Origin of the sequence: Arthrobacter sp. NQ7, from assembly GCF_029581595.2 — a bacterium.
GTDB lineage: Bacteria > Actinomycetota > Actinomycetes > Actinomycetales > Micrococcaceae > Arthrobacter > Arthrobacter phenanthrenivorans_B.
This window is the reverse complement of record NZ_JARFXU020000009.1, coordinates 106,762-125,159: the sequence shown is the minus strand read 5'-3', so window position 1 is coordinate 125,159 and position 18,398 is coordinate 106,762. Positions and strand designations below refer to the sequence as shown.

Annotated in this window: 20 protein-coding genes; 14 read left to right on the top strand and 6 right to left on the bottom strand. The window is 68.7% G+C overall.

Features of this window, described 5'->3' with window-relative positions; translation table 11 throughout:
* Window positions 1-5: 5 nt before the first annotated feature.
* From pcaG to PUN71_RS11780, 8 genes are read left to right on the top strand one after another with little or no spacing between them, the layout of a single operon-like run.
* Complete coding sequence (pcaG, locus tag PUN71_RS11815; RefSeq protein WP_277798557.1) at window positions 6-563, top strand: protocatechuate 3,4-dioxygenase subunit alpha; 558 nt, start codon at window positions 6-8, stop codon at window positions 561-563.
* The gene (locus PUN71_RS11810; RefSeq protein ID WP_277798556.1) at window positions 560-2,050 is read left to right on the top strand and encodes a lyase family protein; all 1,491 of its coding nucleotides are present in this window, start codon (window positions 560-562) and stop codon (window positions 2,048-2,050) included. The genes pcaG and PUN71_RS11810 overlap by 4 nt, the downstream gene beginning before the upstream one ends.
* Window positions 2,043-2,861, top strand: coding sequence for an alpha/beta fold hydrolase (locus tag PUN71_RS11805; protein ID WP_277798555.1), 819 nt, complete (start codon window positions 2,043-2,045; stop codon window positions 2,859-2,861). Before PUN71_RS11810 ends, PUN71_RS11805 begins: the two co-directional genes overlap by 8 nt.
* Window positions 2,858-3,283 (top strand): 4-carboxymuconolactone decarboxylase, encoded by a 426-nt coding sequence (gene pcaC / locus PUN71_RS11800; protein ID WP_043450790.1) that lies wholly within the window; start codon window positions 2,858-2,860, stop codon window positions 3,281-3,283. The genes PUN71_RS11805 and pcaC overlap by 4 nt, the downstream gene beginning before the upstream one ends.
* Window positions 3,280-4,482 carry a thiolase family protein gene (locus tag PUN71_RS11795; protein WP_277798554.1) on the top strand — a complete coding sequence of 401 codons (1,203 nt, stop codon included), beginning with the start codon at window positions 3,280-3,282 and terminating at the stop codon, window positions 4,480-4,482. The genes pcaC and PUN71_RS11795 overlap by 4 nt, the downstream gene beginning before the upstream one ends.
* A gap of 3 nt (window positions 4,483-4,485) precedes the next feature.
* A complete protein-coding gene (locus PUN71_RS11790; protein WP_277798553.1) occupies window positions 4,486-5,175 on the top strand; it encodes a 3-oxoacid CoA-transferase subunit A in 690 nt (229 codons plus the stop codon).
* Window position 5,176: 1 nt separating this feature from the next.
* Window positions 5,177-5,854 (top strand): 3-oxoacid CoA-transferase subunit B, encoded by a 678-nt coding sequence (locus tag PUN71_RS11785; protein WP_277798552.1) that lies wholly within the window; start codon window positions 5,177-5,179, stop codon window positions 5,852-5,854.
* Between the two features lie 23 nt (window positions 5,855-5,877).
* A complete protein-coding gene (locus tag PUN71_RS11780; RefSeq protein WP_277798551.1) occupies window positions 5,878-6,690 on the top strand; it encodes an IclR family transcriptional regulator domain-containing protein in 813 nt (270 codons plus the stop codon).
* 13 nt (window positions 6,691-6,703) lie between these two features.
* On the opposite strand, the gene PUN71_RS11775 is transcribed toward PUN71_RS11780, so the two are convergent.
* Both PUN71_RS11775 and PUN71_RS11770 read right to left on the bottom strand, forming a co-directional pair.
* Window positions 6,704-7,294 carry a hypothetical protein gene (locus tag PUN71_RS11775; protein WP_277798550.1) on the bottom strand — a complete coding sequence of 197 codons (591 nt, stop codon included), beginning with the start codon at window positions 7,292-7,294 and terminating at the stop codon, window positions 6,704-6,706.
* A gap of 176 nt (window positions 7,295-7,470) precedes the next feature.
* Window positions 7,471-8,859: an MFS transporter gene (locus tag PUN71_RS11770; RefSeq protein WP_277798549.1), complete on the bottom strand. Its 1,389-nt coding sequence runs from the start codon at window positions 8,857-8,859 to the stop codon at window positions 7,471-7,473.
* 92 nt (window positions 8,860-8,951) lie between these two features.
* Here PUN71_RS11770 and PUN71_RS11765 point away from each other — a divergent pair, with 92 nt between their 5' ends.
* The 6 genes from PUN71_RS11765 (at window position 8,952) to PUN71_RS11740 (ending at window position 14,687) form a co-directional block, all read left to right on the top strand.
* Window positions 8,952-9,788: a shikimate dehydrogenase family protein gene (locus PUN71_RS11765; RefSeq protein ID WP_277798548.1), complete on the top strand. Its 837-nt coding sequence runs from the start codon at window positions 8,952-8,954 to the stop codon at window positions 9,786-9,788.
* A 114-nt stretch (window positions 9,789-9,902) separates the two neighbouring features.
* A complete protein-coding gene (locus tag PUN71_RS11760; protein ID WP_277798547.1) occupies window positions 9,903-10,694 on the top strand; it encodes an IclR family transcriptional regulator domain-containing protein in 792 nt (263 codons plus the stop codon).
* Between the two features lie 116 nt (window positions 10,695-10,810).
* On the top strand, window positions 10,811-12,004 hold the full coding sequence (locus PUN71_RS11755) for a Re/Si-specific NAD(P)(+) transhydrogenase subunit alpha (RefSeq protein ID WP_277798546.1): 1,194 nt from the start codon (window positions 10,811-10,813) through the stop codon (window positions 12,002-12,004).
* Complete coding sequence (locus PUN71_RS11750) at window positions 12,004-12,324, top strand: NAD(P) transhydrogenase subunit alpha part 2 (protein WP_043450803.1); 321 nt, start codon at window positions 12,004-12,006, stop codon at window positions 12,322-12,324. The genes PUN71_RS11755 and PUN71_RS11750 overlap by 1 nt, the downstream gene beginning before the upstream one ends.
* Window positions 12,321-13,694: an NAD(P)(+) transhydrogenase (Re/Si-specific) subunit beta gene (locus tag PUN71_RS11745; protein ID WP_043450804.1), complete on the top strand. Its 1,374-nt coding sequence runs from the start codon at window positions 12,321-12,323 to the stop codon at window positions 13,692-13,694. The genes PUN71_RS11750 and PUN71_RS11745 overlap by 4 nt, the downstream gene beginning before the upstream one ends.
* 72 nt (window positions 13,695-13,766) lie before the next feature.
* Window positions 13,767-14,687 carry a diacylglycerol/lipid kinase family protein gene (locus PUN71_RS11740; protein WP_043450805.1) on the top strand — a complete coding sequence of 307 codons (921 nt, stop codon included), beginning with the start codon at window positions 13,767-13,769 and terminating at the stop codon, window positions 14,685-14,687.
* A 36-nt stretch (window positions 14,688-14,723) separates the two neighbouring features.
* On the opposite strand, the gene PUN71_RS11735 is transcribed toward PUN71_RS11740, so the two are convergent.
* Genes PUN71_RS11735 through PUN71_RS11720 form a run of 4 tightly spaced genes read right to left on the bottom strand, consistent with a single transcriptional unit; the run spans window position 14,724 to window position 18,384 of the window.
* A complete protein-coding gene (locus tag PUN71_RS11735) occupies window positions 14,724-15,449 on the bottom strand; it encodes a maleate cis-trans isomerase family protein (RefSeq protein WP_277798545.1) in 726 nt (241 codons plus the stop codon).
* Window positions 15,450-15,457: 8 nt separating this feature from the next.
* Window positions 15,458-16,885 (bottom strand): amidohydrolase family protein, encoded by a 1,428-nt coding sequence (locus tag PUN71_RS11730; RefSeq protein ID WP_277798544.1) that lies wholly within the window; start codon window positions 16,883-16,885, stop codon window positions 15,458-15,460.
* A 30-nt stretch (window positions 16,886-16,915) separates the two neighbouring features.
* Window positions 16,916-17,704 (bottom strand): aspartate/glutamate racemase family protein, encoded by a 789-nt coding sequence (locus PUN71_RS11725; protein WP_043450808.1) that lies wholly within the window; start codon window positions 17,702-17,704, stop codon window positions 16,916-16,918.
* Window positions 17,701-18,384, bottom strand: a complete 684-nt coding sequence (locus PUN71_RS11720) for a GntR family transcriptional regulator (protein WP_043450809.1) — start codon at window positions 18,382-18,384, stop codon at window positions 17,701-17,703. The genes PUN71_RS11725 and PUN71_RS11720 overlap by 4 nt, the downstream gene beginning before the upstream one ends.
* Window positions 18,385-18,398 lie beyond the last annotated feature (14 nt).

Below are 18,398 nucleotides of genomic sequence, written 5' to 3'. Positions count from 1 at the left end.
GAAAAATGGCCACCAAACTTGTTCCCACCCCCGGCCAGACCGTTGGCCCGTTCTACGGCTACGCGCTCCCGTTCGAGAAGGACAACGAGCTGCTGCCGCCCGGCTTCCCCGGGTCCATCCGCCTGCAGGGCACGGTCTATGACGGCGCCGGCCACACCATCCCGGACGCCATCCTGGAGATCTGGCAGCCCGACGCCGAGGGCAACGTCGTCCAGCGCACCGGCTCCCTGGTCCGCGACGGCTACACCTTCACCGGCTGGGGCCGCGGCGCCGTGGGCAACACCGGCGTCTACACCTTCACCACCGTCAACCCAGGCCCCACCAAGCCGGGCGCCGCACCGTTCATCTCCGTCGCAATCTTCGCGCGCGGCCTCACCAACCGCCTGTTCACCCGCATCTACCTGCCGGAGGACACCGGGGCGCTGGCCAATGATCCCCTGCTCAGCTCGCTCGACCCGGAGCGCCGCAAGACGCTGATCGCCCGCCGCGACGCCGACGGCGGCCTCACCTTCGACATCCGCCTCCAGGGTGAGGGCGAGACGGTCTTCCTGGACTTCCAGTGACCGACGCCGCCCTGGGAAACCTGCGAGCCTTCGCGGAAGAGGCCGACGCCGGCCTGCTCAGTCCCGTCTCAGCGTCGCCCCTGGTGGCGGCGCTGACAGGGGACCGGGCAGTGCTGGCCGCCATCCTCGCCGTCGAATCAGGCTGGGCTGCCGTGCTGGAACGGGCGGACCTGGCACCTGCCGGCTCCGCCGCCGTCGTGGCTTCCGCCGCCGACCCGGGACGCTACGACCTGGCCGGCATCGCGCTCCGCGCCCAGGGTGGCGGCAACCCGGTCATCCCGCTGCTGGCCGGCCTCCGGAAGAATGTGGCAGCACTGGACACCGCCGGGGTGGGCGCCGCGAAGGCCGTGCACACGTCGCTGACCAGCCAGGATGTGCTGGACACGGCCCTGATGCTGTTGGCCCGGAACACCGTCCACGCCGTGCTGGCCGACCTGAAAGGCACGACGGCGGCGCTGGCGGCCCTGGCGGAACGGCATGCAGACACGCTGTGCGTGGGCAGGAGCCTGACGCAGCATTCCCTCCCGTTCACGTTCGGGCTGCGGGCCGCGCAGTGGTTCCACGGCGTGGCCGCCGCGGGCCGACAGCTGGCGGCCCTGGAGTTCCCGGTGCAGTTCGGTGGGGCGGCGGGAACACTCGCTGCCGGAACCGTGCTGACGGACGGCTCCCAGGCGACGCCGTTCAGCCTGGCCGATGCCCTGGCGGCCCAGCTGGGCCTGGCCCCAGCCCCGGCCCCCTGGCACACCAACCGCCTGGCCGTCACATCCCTGGGGCATGCACTGGCATCCGTGCTGGACGCCTTCGGCAAGATCGCCGCCGACGTGCTGTTCCTCAGCCGCCCCGAGGTCGCGGAACTGGCTGAACCAAAAGCCGCCGGCCGCGGCGTGTCCTCCGCCATGCCGCAGAAGCAAAACCCGGTCCTGTCAGTCCTTGTCCGCAGCGCCGCACTGCAGGCTCCCAACCTGGCCGGCCAGCTGCACCTGGCCGCCGCGAACTTCAACGACGAACGCCCTGACGGGGCATGGCACAGCGAGTGGCCGGCCCTGCGCCAGCTGCTGGCACTCACGCTCGGCGCGGCAGGACATATGCGCGAACTGGCCGAAGGGCTGCGCGTGTTCCCTGACGCCATGCGCCGCAACCTGGACCTGGCCGGCCCGCTGCTGCTGGCAGAGGGTGTTGGCGCCGCCTTGGCACCCCTGCTGGCGGAGAAGGACGGCCGCACCGGAAAGCAGCAGCTGCAGGACGTGGTGGACCAGACCCTCCACACAGCCCCTGCCGACCAGGCCGGAACCTACCGGAAGCTGCTCCGCGACGCTGTCCCGGCCGCCGTCGTGTCCGACACACGGCTGGAAGAGCTCCTTGACCCGGCCAGCTATCTCGGCCAGGCGGCGGAGATCGCGCACCGCATCGTGGCTGCCTTTCCCGACCACGTTCCCCCCACTTCCGAACCGAACCCTTCCCATCTGAACGGAGCTTCCCGTGGCTAAACCAGCCCTGAAAGCAGCGCTGCTGTCGCCCCAGCGGCCGCTGGGCGACCACCCCCTGCTGGTGGCGGGCCCGTCCCTGGGCACCTCATCCATCCTGTGGAACCGCGTGGCCACCCTGCTCGGCGACGACTTTGACGTAGTGGCCTGGGACCTGCCCGGCCACGGCGTCTCGCCCGCCGCCACTGCGCCCTTCGCCGTCGCCGATCTGGCGTCCGCCGTCGTCGAACTCATCGACTCCATCACCCCCGGCGAAGCCTTCCACTACGCCGGGGTTTCGCTGGGCGGGGCGGTCGGCCTGCAGCTGGGCATCACGTTCGGCGAACGGCTCAGGAGCCTCTCCGTGCAGAACAGCGGTGCAAAGATCGGCACCCCCGAAGCCTGGCTGGAGCGTGCCGAAACCGTCCGCACCCAGGGCACCCCGGTGATGATCCAGGGCTCCGCGCAGCGCTGGTTCGCGCCGGGCTTCATGGACCGCGAACCCGAGTTCAGCAGCCGCCTCCTGCACTCCCTGCGCGATACCGACCGCTTCAGCTACGCCTACTGCTGCGAGGCGCTGGCAGGCTTCGACGTGCGGAGCCAGCTCGGCGCCATCACCGTCCCCACCCAGGTCATTGCAGGCGCACTGGACGGCGTCGCGACGCCGGACATGGCCGCGGAAGTGGCCACCGGCATCACCGCCGGGGGTGGCACCGCCACCGCCGTGACCGTCGAAGGGATCTCGCACCTGGCCCCCGCGGAGGCACCGGCCCACACCGCGGACCTGATGCGCAGCCTGATGGCCTGGGCCGAATCGCGGGAGGCTGCCAAGTGAGCGGGAACGCAAGGCACGGCGCGGTCCAGCCCGACGCCACCAGCCAGGAAATCTACGACGGCGGCATGGTGGTCCGGCGCGAAGTCCTGGGCGATGCGCACGTGGACCGGGCCAACGCCAACAAGGATGGGTTCACCGAGGACTTCCAGGACATGATCACCCGCATCGCCTGGGGTGGGATCTGGACCCGGCCCGGGCTCTCCCGCCAGATGCGCTCCGCCGTGACCATCACGGCCATGGTGGCGCACGGGCACTGGGAAGAACTCGCCATGCACATCCGCGCTGCCATCACCAACGGCCTCAGCCGGGACGAGATCAAGGAAATCCTGCTGCAGACCGCCATCTACTGCGGGGTTCCCTCCGCCAACACCGCCTTCAAGACCGCCCAGCAGGTCTTTCGAGAAATGGATGAAACCGCATGAACCAGGCTTTTGTGTACGACGCCGTGCGCACCCCGTTCGGCAAGTTCGGCTCCGGCCTCGCGGCTGTCCGTCCCGATGACCTTGCCGCGCATGTGATCAAGGAGTCCGTGCAGCGGGCGCCTTCGCTTGATGTTGAACGGATTGATGAGGTGGTGTTCGGCAACGCCAACGGCGCGGGTGAGGAGAACCGCAACATCGCCCGCATGGGCACGCTGCTTGCCGGCCTCCCGGTGTCCATCCCGGGCACCACGGTGAACCGGCTCTGCGGGTCCTCCCTGGACGCGGCCATCATCGCCTCCCGGCAGATCAACGCCGGCGACGCCGACCTGATGCTGGTCGGTGGCGCGGAGTCGATGTCCCGCGCCCCCTGGGTGCTGCCCAAGACCGAGAAGCCGTACCCGGCCGGGGACATGACGCTGGCCTCCACCACGCTGGGCTGGCGCCTGGTGAACAAGGCCATGCCGAAGGAGTGGACCATCTCCCTGGGCGAGGCCACCGAGCGGCTCCGCGAAAAGTACGGCGTGACGCGCGAGGCGCAGGACGAATTCGCCGCGGCCTCGCACAACCTGTCCGCCGCTGCATGGGACGAAGGGTTCTACGACACCCTGGTCACCCCGGTGCCCGGCACGGACCTGGTCCGGGACGAGGGCATCCGGCCGGGTTCGTCGGCGGAGAAGCTGGCCGGCCTGAAGACGGTGTTCCGTGCCGAGGACGGAACGGTCACGGCAGGGAACGCGTCCCCGTTGTCCGACGGCGCCTCCGCGGCCTGGGTGGGCAGCGAGGCTGCCGCGGGGCTGCTGGGGCTGGACCCGCTGGCCCGGATCGCAGGCCGCGGCGCGCACGCCAACGATCCGCAGTACTTCGGCTACGCGCCGGTGGAGGCGGCGAACAAGGCCCTCGCCAAGGCGGGCATCGGCTGGGACCAGGTGGGCGCCGTCGAACTTAACGAAGCCTTCGCCGCGCAGTCCCTGGCCTGCATCAACGCCTGGGGCATTGACCACTCCATCGTGAACCGCCACGGCGGGGCCATCGCCATGGGCCACCCGCTGGGTGCTTCCGGCACCCGGATCCTGGGCACCCTGGCCCGCTCGCTGCAGGCCTCGGGTGAACGCTGGGGTGTGGCCGCGATCTGCATCGGCGTGGGCCAGGGCCTGGCCGTGGTGCTGGAAAACGTGACTGCTTCAAACGGAAAGGCATAAGCCATGCTGAACTTTGTCGATTCGGTCCAGGACGCCGTCGCCGGCATCAAGGACGGCTCCACCGTGATGATCGGCGGGTTCGGCAACGCCGGGCAGCCGTTCGAACTGATCGATGCGCTGCTGGAGTGCGGCGCCACGGACCTGACCGTGGTGAACAACAACGCCGGCCAGGGCGACCAGGGCCTGGCGCTGCTGATCAAGGAGGGCCGGGTGAAGAAGATGATCTGCTCCTTCCCGCGGCAGTCCGATTCCTGGCATTTCGACGCCAAGTACAAGGCCGGCGAGATCGAACTCGAACTGGTCCCGCAGGGCAACCTGGCCGAACGGATCCGCGCCGCCGGCGCCGGCATCGGCGGGTTCTTCACCCCCACCGGCTACGGCACCATGCTCGCCGAAGGAAAGGAAACCCGGTTCCTGGACGGTAAATGGCAGGTCTTCGAGACCCCCATCCATGCCGACGTCGCCCTCGTCAAGGCCCTTAAGGCCGACGGCAAGGGCAACCTGGTCTACCGCAAGACGGCCCGCAACTTCGGCCCCATCATGGCCGCCGCCGCGAAGCACACCATCGTGCAGGTGTCCGAGATCGTTCCCACCGGCGGGCTGGACCCGGAAAACATCGTGACCCCCGGCATCTACGTCAACAGCATCGTCAAGGTTGCCGGCAGCGGCAGCATGGCAGGAAAGGTGGCCTGAGATGAGCCTCACCGACACGTCCCTCCAGACCTCCGCCACGCCCCTGGGCCGGGATGACCTCGCCCGGCTCGTCGCCCGCGACATCGCGCCCGGGTCCTTCGTGAACCTGGGCATCGGCCAGCCAACGCTGGTGTCCAACTACCTCACCGAGGACCAGAACATCACCCTCCACACGGAGAACGGCATGCTCGGCATGGGCCCCGAAGCCAAGGGTGACGAGATCGACGGGGACCTCATCAATGCCGGCAAGATCCCGGTCACCGAGCTCCCCGGCGCCTCGTACTTCCACCAGGCCGATTCGTTCGCGATCATGCGCGGCGGCCACCTGGACATCTGCGTCCTGGGCGCCTTCCAGGTTTCCGCCACCGGGGACCTCGCCAACTGGCACACCGGGGCGCCCGGGGCGATTCCCGCCGTCGGCGGCGCCATGGACCTCGCCACCGGCGCCAAGGACGTCTTCGTCATGATGACGCTCCTGACCCGCGACGGGGCATCCAAGATCGTGGATGCCTGCACCTACCCGATTACCGGCGTTGGCTGCGTCACCCGGGTCTACACGGACAAGGCCGTCTTCCTCATCGGCCCGGACGGCGTCACCGTCCGCGAAACCTTCGGCTGCACCCTGCAGGAACTCCAGGACCTGGTGCCTGTCCCGCTCAAGGCCGCCGCAGCCGCCTGAGGACGGCTCTAGGATTGGTAACCATGACCAACGCCGCAGGCACCGATACCCAGTCCGCCCCGCAGGCCAGCGACCAGTACGTCCAGTCGCTGGCCCGGGGCCTGGCCGTGATCCGCGCCTTCGACGCAGAGCGCCCCGTCATGACCCTGTCCGAAGTTGCAGGGCAGACCGGGCTCACCCGCGCCACGGCCCGCCGGTTCCTGCACACCCTCGTCGAACTGGGCTACGTACGCACCGACGGCAAGACCTTCGCCCTCACGGCCAAGGTCCTCCAGCTGGGGTACGCCTACCTTTCGGGGCTGTCCCTGCCGCAGCTGGCGCAGCCGCATCTTGAGGAGTTGTCCCTCAAGCTGGGCGAGTCCACCTCCGCGGCCGTGCTGGACGGCATCGACATCGCCTACATTGCCCGGGTCACCACCCGCCGCATCATGACCATCGGCATCACCGTGGGAACCAGGTTCCCGGCTTACGCCACCTCCATGGGCAGGGTCCTGCTGGCGCACCTTCCGCCTGCGGACCTCAAGGCCTACCTGGCGGCGGCGGACATCAAGCCGCTCACACCCCGGGCCCTGGGCACCGTCCCGGAGCTGCTGAAGGTGCTGGACGCCGTCCGTTCACAGGGCTGGTGCCTGCTGGACCAGGAGCTGGAGCTGGGGCTCATGTCCATCGCCGCGCCCGTCTATGACGGCCCCAAGGTGGTGGCGGCCGTGAACGTGTCCCTGCAGGCCCAGACGGTGGAAGCCAAACCGGACCGGGAAGCCTACCTGGCGTCCGTGGCGCAGGAAATCGTGGCCACCGCCCGGCATATCTCCGCGGACCTGACCGCCCGCGGCTAGGAGCGGAGCCCGGCTAGCTGATCCTGGTTGCAGCAAACAGCCGGCGGAGGGTGAAGAAACAGCCCAATGCGCTGAACAGCAGGGCAACCAGGAAGTCGCCCGCGTACCCGTCCACCACATCCCGGTTCGTTGCAAGGTTGTAAAGGAGCAGGTCCCACGTTCCCGCGTCGGCCAGCATGGTCAGCGGAGAACCGCCGCCCAGGTACTTGGCGGCATCAACCAGCATGCCGCCCCAGAAGGACAGCAGGACCGTTGCGAGCGTTACGGCCGTCACCACCCAGGCCCCGCGGCGGCTGATCGTCCCTCCGGTCCCCAGGACGTACAACCGTGCCGCCGCGGCAGCGGCGATGAAGGCAACAATCGATGCCATCCAGCCCATGTTCCACAGCACCAGCCAAGCGGCGACACCGACGGGAACGGCGGCGAGGGCGAAGATTGCTCCACGGACCACATCCTCACCGGCTGCGCGGACCGGCGCTGCCGGTTGGAACTGGCTGGCCACCGGGGGAGTCCATGCCCCGGGAGCCCGCAGCCCGAACTGGGGTTCGGCGGGCGTACCGCCTTCCCCGGGTTGTGATGCGTCGAATTCTGCGCGCTCTGGCATGGTTCCCCCAATATGTGTGATGTGCGAATCCCGCTTATTGTCACACGTCAGCGCGCAGGGACTGTTCCCACGCGATGCACCACGGCTTCACTGGGCGGGCCGGCACAACGCACGGGGCGGACGACGGCGGATTGCTTCCCGCCGTCGTCCGCCCCCTTTTGTCCGGGGTTCCTGCCCTACCGGACCGGGTTGCCGAGCTGCCGCAGGGGCGTTTTGGCGGTCTCACGCGCCCACCACGCCCCGGCCACGGCGAGGATCGACGAGCCGGCAACGATCCAGGCTGCCGGACCCCAGTTCGCCTTGTCGGCACCCACCAGGGCGGTGCCGAGCAGCGGTGTGAAGCCTGCGCAGAGGATCCCGATTTGAAGCCCGATCGCCATGCCGGAGTAGCGGACCTTGACGTTGAAGAGTTCGGAGAACCAGGCGGGGTAGATGGCGTTGGACATGGCGTAGGTGCCGGCGGTGATCAACGTGCTGGTCAGGAAGATCATGGGGATGTTTCCGGTGGCGATCACCGAGAAGTAGACGAAGATCATGATGCCGGAGCCCAGGACCCCGATGATGAAGACCGGGCGGCGGCCAAACGTGTCGGAGAGCCGCGCGGTCAGCGGCTGGGTGACGACCGCCAGGACGTTGCCCACGATGCTGACCCAGAGCATGGTGGAGGCCGGGACGCCGACGGATACGGCGTAGGCCAGGCCGAATGACTGCATGAACGTATTGGTGACAGTTTCGAAGGACATCAGCGCTACCTGGAAGAACTGCGCCGGGTGCGTCTGGAACATCTTGGCAAAGGGGAGCTTCACCAGTTCGCCGTGTTCCTGCTTTTCCTCGAACACCTCCGGCTCTGCCAGCGACCGGCGGACCATATAGGCGACGATGAGCACGATGAGGGACAGCCAGAACGGGATCCGCCAGCCCCAGGCAATCCGGTCGGCCTCGCTCATGGCAGCCACCGGAAGGAACGCCAGGGACGCCAGGACGATGCCGAAGGAGATGCCGCTCATGGCAAAGCTGGCGAAGAAGCCGCGCCGCCCCTCAGGCGCCTCTTCCGTGGAGAGGGCCGATGCTCCGGCGGTCTCGGCTCCGGCGGAGAGGCCCTGCAGCAGGCGGAGCAGGACCAGCAGTGCCGGGGCAAAGTACCCTGCGGTATCGAAGTTCGGCAGGGCGCCGATGAGGAACGTGGCGCTGCCCATGAGCACCAGGGTGAGCACCAGGGTGTTCTTCCGGCCGATCTTGTCGCCCAGGTGGCCGAACACCACTGCGCCGAAGGGGCGCGCCACGTAGGCCACGCCGAAGGTGGCGAAGGATGCCAGGAGGGCAACCGTGGGGTCGCCGGCCGGGAAGAAGATCTTGGAGAAGACCAGGGAAGCGGCGGTGGCATAGATGAAGAAGTCGTAATACTCCAGGGCGCCGCCGAGGAATGCGGCCAGCGCTGCCTTCCTGGCGCGCTTGAGCCGGCGCTGTTCCTCAGGCGTGGACTGGGCCTGGGCTCCTGCTGCGATGTCGGTCATTTCGGGGTTTCCTTCCACGCTGAAGGCGGGGGACTGATAATTTGTACGCATAACGAACAAGTGTGCGAAATGCGCCTAGATCGAGAATACTAGCTGGTGACGCCAATCACAACGCCGCTGCCCGCGAAAGGTGGAGGAAACAGATGGAACCGAGTACGCAGCCTTCCCGCCTGGCCCTGATCGGATCGGCGGCGTCCCAGGCCATGTCGCCCGGCTTGTGGAATCCCGTCCTGCGCGGACTTGGCACCGGCTGGACCTACGAGGCCTGGGATGTGGCGCCGGACGGTGACCTGGCCGCCGTCCGCGCCAGGCTCCTGGCACCGGACATGGTGGCCGCCAATGTCACCATGCCGCACAAGCACTGGGCCGCCGAAACCGCAGACGTTGCCGCGGAGCCGGTACGACTGAGCGGTGCCTGCAACCTGCTGGTGCGGCAGGACCACACACTGCTGGCGCACAACACCGACATCACCGCTATCGAAGTACTCCTCGGCGGTGCCTACCAGCGCCATGCCCTGCTGCTCGGCGCCGGCGGGGCGGCGCGCGCGGCCCTCATCGCCATCAGGGACAACGTGGGCTCCGTGTCCATCACCGACCGGGACCCGCAGGCGTCGCACGAACTGCTGGAGCTCGCCCGGGAATTGGGCATCAACGCCCGGGACGTCACGTGGCAGCAGGCGCAGGACCTCGCCGCGGAAGCATCCCTGATCGTCAACGCCACCCCCATCGGGAAGAGCACCTCCGACGGGCCTGCCTGGGGCGGCTCGGCACTGGCACCCGACGCCGTGCTCTACGACTTCGTCTACGCCCGCCACAGCACCGCCAGTGTCGCCTGCGCCCAGGCGATGGGTATCCGGTCCATTGACGGGTGGGACCACCTCCGCGAACAGGCGGTGGCCATGGTGCCGCTGCTCGGGCTGGACGCCCGGGCACGGACGCTGCTGCAGGAAACGCTGGTCCGGCTACGGGACGGGCATTAGGCCCTGCCTCCCGGCGGCCCTTTGACGGCACCGCTGCCCGATATGATCGGACAGGTGCGAAAAGCCCGGCAAGCCAGTGCCGGAGCGCGTTCATCGGTCCGGGGAGGAACAGGAGTGGAGGAGCAGGCAGGCTACTTCGTGAAGTCGGTGGAAAAGGCCTTTGACGTCCTGCTCGCCTTCACCGCGGACCAGCCCCGGCTCACCGTCTCGCAGGTCGCCGCACGGACGGACATGACCCGCGCTTCCGCCCGGCGTTTCCTGCTCACCCTGGCCGACCTTGGCTACCTCCATCCGGCCGGGCCTGCCTTTGAGCTGACGGCGCGGTCCCTGGACATCGGCAGGTCCTACCTTGCTGCGTTGACCCTGCCCAGGGTGGCGGAGCCGCACCTGAGGGACCTCGCAGCAGAGCTTAACGAGACCACCTCCCTCTGCATTCTCGAGGGCGGTGACGTGGTCTACGTTGCGTGCGTCCCCTCGCCACGCCTGTTGAGCGTGTCCATTACCGTCGGTACCCGCTTCCCGGCATGGGCCACCTCCATGGGCCGGGTCCTCCTGGCCGGCCTGCCCGCCCCGCAGCTTGAGGAGTACTTCCACTCGGTCCGGCTGCACCGCTTCACCGACCACTCCATCGGCAGCGTCGAGGACCTGCGGACGGAAGTGGAGGCGGCCAGGGCCAGGGGGTGGTCCATGGTCTCGCAGGAATTGGAGGAAGGCCTGCGCGGCGTGGCGGTGCCGGTCCGGCGGGGACACGAGGTGGTGGCCGCGGCCAACGTTTCGCTGCAGACACACCGCGCCGCCGCCCAGGACATCGAAGCGTCGGTCCTGCCGCAGCTGATGGAAACCGCCCGCCGCATAGCGCTTGACTACGGCGGGCCGCCGCAGGGCCCGGCAGGAGATGCGAGATAACGCTTTGCCACCGAAGCCGGCAAGGCCACTCCCGCAGCGGGAGCGGTGGCCCTAGACTCTAGCCAACTGCGTGCAGCAGAGCCGCTGCAGCGCTCGTCAGGAAGAGGAGTCAGCGGGTGAAGCTGGGGATTCCGCGGGAACGCCGGGAGGGCGAGCGGCGTGTGGCCGCCACTCCCGACACTGTGAAGCAGTTGGCCGGGATGGGCCTGGAGGTCCTGGTGGAAACCGGGGCGGGGGACGGCGCCGGCCACCCGGATTCCGCCTACCACCACGCCGGCGCCACCATCGTCCCCGGCCTGGATAACGCCGCGCTGGACCTCCTGGCCCATGTCCGCCCGCTGGATGCGCACACCGCTGCATCCCTCAGAAGGGGCGCCGTGACGGTGGGGCTCGCGTCGCCGTCGTCCGAGCTGCCCGCCGTCCAGGCGCTCGCGGACGCCGGGGTCACCTCCTTCGCCTTGGAGCTGGTGCCGCGCATTTCCCGCGCGCAGTCCATGGACGCCCTCACCTCCCAGGCGCTGGTGGCCGGGTACCGGTGTGTCCTCGAGGCCGCCATCCGGCTGCCGCGGTTCTTCCCGCTCTACATGACGGCCGCAGGAACCATCCCGCCGGCCCGCGTCCTGGTCCTGGGCGCCGGCGTGGCCGGGCTGCAGGCCATCGGCACCGCCAAGCGGCTGGGTGCCCGCGTCTTCGCCAACGACATCCGGCCCGCCTCCGCGGACGAGGTGGCGTCCATGGGCGGCACCTTCATCCGGCTGGACCTTGAGACGGCGGAGGCGGCCGGTGGCTATGCGCGGCAGTTGAGTTCCGACGCCGGCACCCGGCAGCGGCAGCTGCTGGCACCGCACGTGGCGCAATCGGACGTATTGATTACGACGGCGGCGGTCCCCGGGCGGCCGGCTCCCCTTTTGGTGACCCGGGAGATGGTGCAGGGGATGCGCCCGGGGTCGGTCGTCGTCGACCTCGCCGCGGAGTCCGGGGGCAACGTGGAGGGCTCCGCGCCGGGCCAGGACATTCCAATCCCCACCGCCGACGGTACCGGGCACATCACCCTGGTGGGCCTGAAGGATCCCGCTTCCGCGATGGCGTCCGACGCCTCCCGCCTCTACGCCAAGAACGTGGCAAACCTGCTGGCCCTGCTGGTCCGCGACGGTGCGCTCACCCTGGATTTCGACGATGAAGTGGTGGCCGGCGCCTGCCTCACGCACGACGGTGGGGTCCGGCACCAGCCCACGGCGGAACTGCTCACGGCACGGGCCGCGGCCGGTACAGGTGCGGCAGCGGCAGCCCGGCAGGAAGGAAGGCTCTGATGGATGGAACAGCCCTGCTGACCATCACGGTCCTGGCAGTGTTCGTCGGCTTCGAAGTGGTGTCCAAGGTTTCCAGCACCCTGCATACGCCGCTCATGTCCGGCGCCAACGCCATTCACGGGATCATCCTGGTGGGTGCCATCATCGTGGCCGGCCAGGCAGCAGACCCGTGGGTCCTGGCCGTGGCGCTGCTCGCCGTCGTCCTTGCCACCGCCAACCTGGTGGGCGGGTTCGTGGTGACGGACCGGATGCTGCACATGTTCCATGCCAAGCGGGACGTCGCCAAGGCCGGGCCCGGGCAGGGGGCGGGCAACAAATGAGTCTCCTGGCCCCGGTCTGGACGTCGCTGCTCTACCTCGCCGCGGCCGTCTGCTTCATCCTGGCGCTGCGCGGACTCAGCTCCCCGCGGACCGCCCGCCGCGGAAACCTGGTGGGCGCACTTGGCGCCCTGATCGCCGTCGCCACCGTGTTTCTGTCCGCCCGGCTGGAGAACATCCCCTGGATCCTGGGCGCCATCGCCGTGGGATCAGTGGTGGCGGCACCCGTGGCCCGCCGCGTGAAAATGACCCAGATGCCCCAGCTGGTGGCCCTGTTCAACGGCGTGGGCGGCGGTGCGGCAGCCCTGGTGGCCCTGCTGGAACTGGGCCATGCGGACAACCCCTGGGTGCGCGTGGCCGTCGTCTTCACGCTCCTGGTGGGCGCCGTTTCCTTTGCCGGCTCGGGCATCACCTTCGCCAAGCTGCAGGAACTCATGACCACCCGCCCGGTCGTGTTCCCCGGGCTTCCCGTGGTGATGGCCGTGGTCCTGCTGGCCGCGGTGGCCGCCGGCGTGGCCGTGGTCATCACCGGTTCGCTGCCGCTGGCCGTCCTGCTGCTTGCCCTGGGCCTTGCCGCCGGTGTCCTGCTGGTGCTGCCGGTGGGCGGCGCCGACGTGCCCATCGTCATCTCGCTGCTGAATGCCTTCACCGGCCTGGCCGTTGCGGCGTCCGGACTGGTGCTGGGCAACGTCCTGCTGGTGGTGGCAGGAACCCTGGTGGGGGCTTCTGGCACCATCCTGACCCGGGCCATGGCCGCGGCCATGGGCCGGAGCGTGGCGGGCATCCTGTTCGGGGCCTTCAGGGGAGGGTCGACGGCGGGATCCACCGCGGTGAGCGAACGTCCCGTTCGTTCGTCGTCGGCGGAGGACGTGGCGGTCCTGCTGGGCTACGCCCAGCGGGTGATCATCGTCCCGGGGTACGGACTCGCGGTGGCCCAGGGCCAGCACACGGCCGCGGAACTGGCGCTGGCCCTGGAAGCCCGGGGGATCGAGGTGGATTTCGCCATCCATCCCGTCGCCGGGCGCATGCCGGGCCATATGAACGTCCTCCTGGCCGAGGCCAACGTGCCGTACGAATCACTGAAGGAGATGGGCGAGATCAACCCGGAGTTCAAGACCGCGGACGTGGCCCTGGTGGTGGGTGCCAACGACGTGGTGAATCCGGCGGCGAAGACGTCCTCCGGTTCCCCTATTTTCGGGATGCCCATCCTGGAGGTGGCGGAGGCGCGGCAGGTGGTGTTCCTGAAGCGGTCCATGCGCCCGGGATTCGCCGGCATCGAAAACGACCTGCTGTATGAACCGCAGACCTCGTTGCTGTTTGGCGATGCCAAGGAATCCCTGGCCCAGGTGCTGGGCGCGGTGAAGGCCCTTTAGGCGCGGTACGGGCCCGCCGCCGGGTTACCCTTCTTTCAGAAGCTTGCTTTCCATCCGCCATCAGAGGACGCCATGACTGACACCAGCTCCACTTCACCCAAGCGCGCCGCCATCATCGTCAACCCCGCCAAGCCGGTGGACATCGACGTGCGCGGCCTGGTGGCCAAGCACTGCGTGGAAAACGGCTGGGGCGAGGCCATCTGGCTGGAAACCACCAAGGAGGATCCCGGCGTCGGCCAGGCGAAGGAGGCGCTCGCGCAGGGCGCGGACATCGTGATCGCTGCTGGCGGTGACGGCACCGTGCGGTGCGTCGCCGAGGTCCTGGCCGGCGGCGACACCCCCATGGGCCTGCTGCCCCTGGGGACCGGGAACCTGCTGGCCCGCAACCTGGGCATGGACGTGACCGACTACGACGGCGCCATGGCCGGGGCGCTGATCGGCGCCGAGCGGAAGATCGACGTGGTCCGGGCCCGGCGCAGCGACCCGGACCAGGAGCAGCTGTTCCTGGTCATGGCCGGCATGGGCTACGACGCCACCATCATGGCCGACACCAACGAGGACCTGAAGGACAAGGTGGGCTGGCTGGCCTACGTGGACGCCGGCATCCGTAACCTGCCCGGCAAGCCCGTCAAGGCAACCGTGGTGATCGACGGCAAATCCGTGGTGCACCGCGGCGTCCGCAGCGTCATGGTGGGCAACTGCGGCAAGGTCCAGGGTGGCCTGGAAATCTTCCCCGACGCCAAGGTGGATGACGGGCTGCTGGACATTGCCGTGCTGGCCCCCCACCACGGCAAGCTGGGCTGGCTCTCCGTGGTGGCGGGCATGATCGGCAGGGGCCGGGGCAAGGACACCGCCGTGGAGTACTTCCAGGGCAAGACCGTGGAGATCACCCTGGAGCACAAGGACGACTACCAGCTGGACGGCGACCACGAGGGCCAGGGCAAGCACGTGCTCATGACCATGGAGCCCGGAGCCCTCACCCTGCGGATGTAGGGTCCTGCGGAGGTGGCCCCGCCGGGGAAGGGCCGGCTACGCCAGGAGCCTGCCCCACCGCGGTTCCAGCAGCGGCGCGCCTGCCAGTTTCAGCGCGTGCCAGAGGGTGACCGCCACGGAATCCAGCACCGGCACCCCGGACATCTGCTCAACCTCAGCGGTGATGTTTGCGCCGTAAAGGTTGGTGCACAGGTATACCAGGGCGTCGGGGGACGCGGCGGCCAGTTCCAGGGACCCGGGCCTCATCTCGTCGTCCGTGACGCGGGCAAAGGACTCGTTGTCGCTCAGGCCCAGCGCCCGGTGGTCCAGCGTCTTGATGCCCTCCCGCCCGTACGATTCGATGATTTGCCGGTTTACGTCGGCGGTGTAGGGCGTGAAGAGGCCGATCCGCTCGGTGCCGAAGGTCCGGAAGGCCTCGAGGTAGGCAAGGGTGGAGGTGGTGGCGGGGATGCCGGTGGCGCCGGTGATGTCACCGGCCAGCTCCCGGTCATGGGCCGAACCGAGCCATGAACCCGATGTCCCGTTCCAGGCGATGACGTCGACGTCCGCCGTCGCCAGCAGCTGTGCGGCGGCGCGCATGACGGCCGGCTCAAACTGCCGGTCAGAGGAGTCGTCCAGTGCGATCCGGGTGACCGGGATCCGGGTGAAGTGCACCGTGACGTCGGTGCGGCTGCCAAGGATGCGGTACGTCTGGGGTTCCAGGCAGGTATTGGAGGACGGCACGATCATGCCGATCCTGCGGGGGCGTGAAGTGGCAGGCATGGGGGCTCCTAGGCGAGGGCGGCGGGCAGGTGGGCGGCTTCGGGGACGGTCTGGTGCTGCCGGAAGCCGTTGCGGTGGATGAAGCGGCCGGCGGCGCCGGGGTCGTGGAAGCCGTCCGCGTCCAGGACCACGCGGCCGTTGGAAACCACGACGGCGGGCCAGCCCGTGAGTGCCTTCCCGTCGAAGGGTGAGAAGTCCGTGCCCATGTGCAGGGCTGCGCCGTTCACCGTGCGTTCCTCGGCGGGATCGAAAACCACCAGGTCGGCGTCGAACCCTTCGGCGATGCGGCCCTTGCCGGGGACGGCGTTGATCCGTGCGGGTTCGGCGGCGAAGGCGCTGACGAACTGCTCAACGGTGGCGCCGGCGGACATCATCGCCGTGAAGGTGACCGGCATGCGCGTCTCCACGCCAGGGAGCCCGTGTGGCATGGCGCGGACGTCATCGGTGCGCTCCCGCTTCTGGGACAGGTCGTAGCAGGAGTGGTCGGAGGACATGGTGTGGATGGCGCCGGACACCAGCCGCTCCTTGAGGGCGGCCACGGTTTCCGCGCTGCGCATGGGCGGGCAGCAGGCGAACCACTCCGGGAACGTGGAGGCGTACACGGAGTCGTCCAGGGTGACGTAGTGCGGGCAGGTCTCGGAGTAGGCATCAAGCCCGCGCTCCCGGGCCTGCGACACCAGGTCCACGGCGCCGGCGGTGGATTGGTGGACGAAATAGACCGGCGCGCCCGTGTATTCGGCCATCGCCAGGGTTTCCTTCACGGAAATCTCCTCGGCCAGCTCCGGCCGGGTCCGGTGCAGGTGCCCGATGCCGATGCGGCCGTCCTGTGCGTGCTGTTCGGTGCAGTCGGCAATGATGGGGTCGTGCTCTGCATGGATGTACGTGAGGCCGTCCAGCCGGACCATTTCCCGCATGACCTTCAGGATGGTGTCGCCGTCAGCCATGGTGGTCCCGCGGTTGGTGGTGTACATCTTCACCGAGCGGACGCCTTCTGCGGCCAACTGTTCGAGCTGCCAGGGCACCGTTTCGTCCCAGCTGACCACGGCACCGTGGAGGGCAACATCGCAGCGGGACGCGGTGGCGAGTTCCTTCTTGTTTAGAACCGCCGCCAGCGGGGTTTCCTGGGCGTCGCGGGGAATTCCGAAGTCGATGATGGTGGTGGTGCCGCCCCACAGCGCTGCCGTGGAGGTGGTCCGGTAATCGTCCAGGGTCCGGAAGCGTCCCGTTACCTGCGCCACGTGGCAGTGGCCGTCCACGCCGCCGGGGATCACGAGCTTTCCGGTGGCGTCAATGCTGCGGGCCGCCGCGGGGACCGGACGGGCGGCGTCGACGAGGGCGGCGATCTTTCCTTCGTGCACCACAATGTGGGCTTCCTGCCGGCCGGTGCTGTTGACGACGGTGGCGTTGGCTATGACGAGGTCTGGCTGGTGGGACATCGGTGTCCTCCTTGGAATGGTGAAGTGTGTTTAGGCGGCGGGCTGCGGGGTTTCGGCGTGCTCCTGGCGGGCGGCGAGGGCCGCGTCCAGGTTGCCGGACAGGCCCTTGCGGTCCTTTGGCGGGGGAGGGGCGAAAGCGCCCGCGCGGTGCTGCCCCGACTGCAGGGCGGCCACCGCCTCGGCCATGCGGATGCCGGCGGAAATGCCGTCAACCACGGGCACGGGGATCTGTCCGTTGAGTTCACGGGCCAGGCCTGCCAGCGGGGCGCCGGCGAGGATTACGACGTCGGCGCCGTCCTCTGCCACGGCCTGCCGGCTCAGTGCCAGCAGGGTTTCCCGGAAGTCCTCCTGGACGGAGGCTATCCCGGTGAGGGCGTCCTTAATGGAGCGGATGGAGGCAAGCCTGCCAGCCAGGCCGAACTGCTCGACGCAGTCGCGGTACCAGGGCTTGATCCGGTCCGAGATGGCAATGATGGAGAACCGGTGGCCTTGCAGCGCGGCTGCGCACAGGGCTGCCTCGGTGATGCCGATGACGGGCACCCCGGCCAGCTCCTTGAGGGCCGGCATGCCGGGATCACCGAAGGCGGCCACCACAACGGCATCCACGGGATCAGCTCCCGGTTGGGTATGTTCGGCGATGATCTCGGCCACCGCGCCGGCGGCGATCAGGGATTCGAAGCGGGTTTCGATGTATTCCACGCCGTGGCCGGCGGTCCGGACCAGCAGTTCGGTGCCGTGGGAGGCGGAACGGATTGCCTCGGATTCGATCAGCGCCGTGACATCTGCGCTGATGTTGGGGTTGATGACCAGGAGTTTCATTTTCTCTTCCGGTGGAATTCTGGTTCGGTCTTCTGGAAGTCCTCGGGGAACTGGTCCCGGTACTTTCCGATGTGGGATGCGGACTGGGCAGCGGCCCGGTCGGGGTCGCCGCTGGCGATGGCGGCGTAGAGTTCGCGGTGTTCCTGGATGAGTTCCGGCAGGTCGCTGACGTGCCGGAACAGCCAGTGCATCCGGCCCTGGAGGGGCTCCAGGGCGGACTTAAGGAAGTTGTTGTCAGCGATGGCGGTGATGGCGTCGTGGAATTCGCTGTTGGCCCGGTGGGCCTCCATGACGGAACCTTTGGCCAGGAAGGCCTCGGCGTTGTCCAGCAGGCCCTTGAGGTAGGAGAGGTCGTCCTTGGTGGCGCGCCTGGCGGCGAGCCGGCAGGCGAGGACCTCGAGCGACTGGCGGACATCGAAGAGGTCCTCGACGTCTTTGGCGCTAAGGCTGCTCACCTCGGCCCCGCGGGCACCACGGTCGCTGATCAGGCCCTCCTGGCGGAGCATGCGCAGGGCCTCGCGGACCGGCAGCCGGGACACGGAAAACTCGGCTGCCAGGTCACGTTCCACCAGCCGCGTGCCGGGAGCATAGTGTCCTTCGAAAATCCGGGTGCGGAGGGTGTCCCGGACAGTCTCGCGGAGGGGGCGGTCCTTGTCCTGGGTCTCTTCTGCAGTCAGCATGATGCTCCATTCGG

Bases quoted from the DNA above. Each gene is read 5' to 3' on its own strand.
- PUN71_RS11770 (WP_277798549.1), bottom strand. From the start codon at position 8,859: ATGCGTACAAATTATCAGTCCCCCGCCTTCAGCGTGGAAGGAAACCCC.
- pcaG (WP_277798557.1), top strand. From the start codon at position 6: ATGGCCACCAAACTTGTTCCCACCCCCGGCCAGACCGTTGGCCCGTTC.
- PUN71_RS11765 (WP_277798548.1), top strand. From the start codon at position 8,952: ATGGAACCGAGTACGCAGCCTTCCCGCCTGGCCCTGATCGGATCGGCG.
- PUN71_RS11745 (WP_043450804.1), top strand. From the start codon at position 12,321: ATGAGTCTCCTGGCCCCGGTCTGGACGTCGCTGCTCTACCTCGCCGCG.
- PUN71_RS11750 (WP_043450803.1), top strand. From the start codon at position 12,004: ATGGATGGAACAGCCCTGCTGACCATCACGGTCCTGGCAGTGTTCGTC.
- PUN71_RS11790 (WP_277798553.1), top strand. From the start codon at position 4,486: ATGCTGAACTTTGTCGATTCGGTCCAGGACGCCGTCGCCGGCATCAAG.
- PUN71_RS11730 (WP_277798544.1), bottom strand. From the start codon at position 16,885: ATGTCCCACCAGCCAGACCTCGTCATAGCCAACGCCACCGTCGTCAAC.
- PUN71_RS11795 (WP_277798554.1), top strand. From the start codon at position 3,280: ATGAACCAGGCTTTTGTGTACGACGCCGTGCGCACCCCGTTCGGCAAG.
- PUN71_RS11785 (WP_277798552.1), top strand. From the start codon at position 5,177: ATGAGCCTCACCGACACGTCCCTCCAGACCTCCGCCACGCCCCTGGGC.
- PUN71_RS11735 (WP_277798545.1), bottom strand. From the start codon at position 15,449: ATGCCTGCCACTTCACGCCCCCGCAGGATCGGCATGATCGTGCCGTCC.
- PUN71_RS11780 (WP_277798551.1), top strand. From the start codon at position 5,878: ATGACCAACGCCGCAGGCACCGATACCCAGTCCGCCCCGCAGGCCAGC.
- PUN71_RS11725 (WP_043450808.1), bottom strand. From the start codon at position 17,704: ATGAAACTCCTGGTCATCAACCCCAACATCAGCGCAGATGTCACGGCG.
- PUN71_RS11720 (WP_043450809.1), bottom strand. From the start codon at position 18,384: ATGCTGACTGCAGAAGAGACCCAGGACAAGGACCGCCCCCTCCGCGAG.
- PUN71_RS11740 (WP_043450805.1), top strand. From the start codon at position 13,767: ATGACTGACACCAGCTCCACTTCACCCAAGCGCGCCGCCATCATCGTC.
- PUN71_RS11775 (WP_277798550.1), bottom strand. From the start codon at position 7,294: ATGCCAGAGCGCGCAGAATTCGACGCATCACAACCCGGGGAAGGCGGT.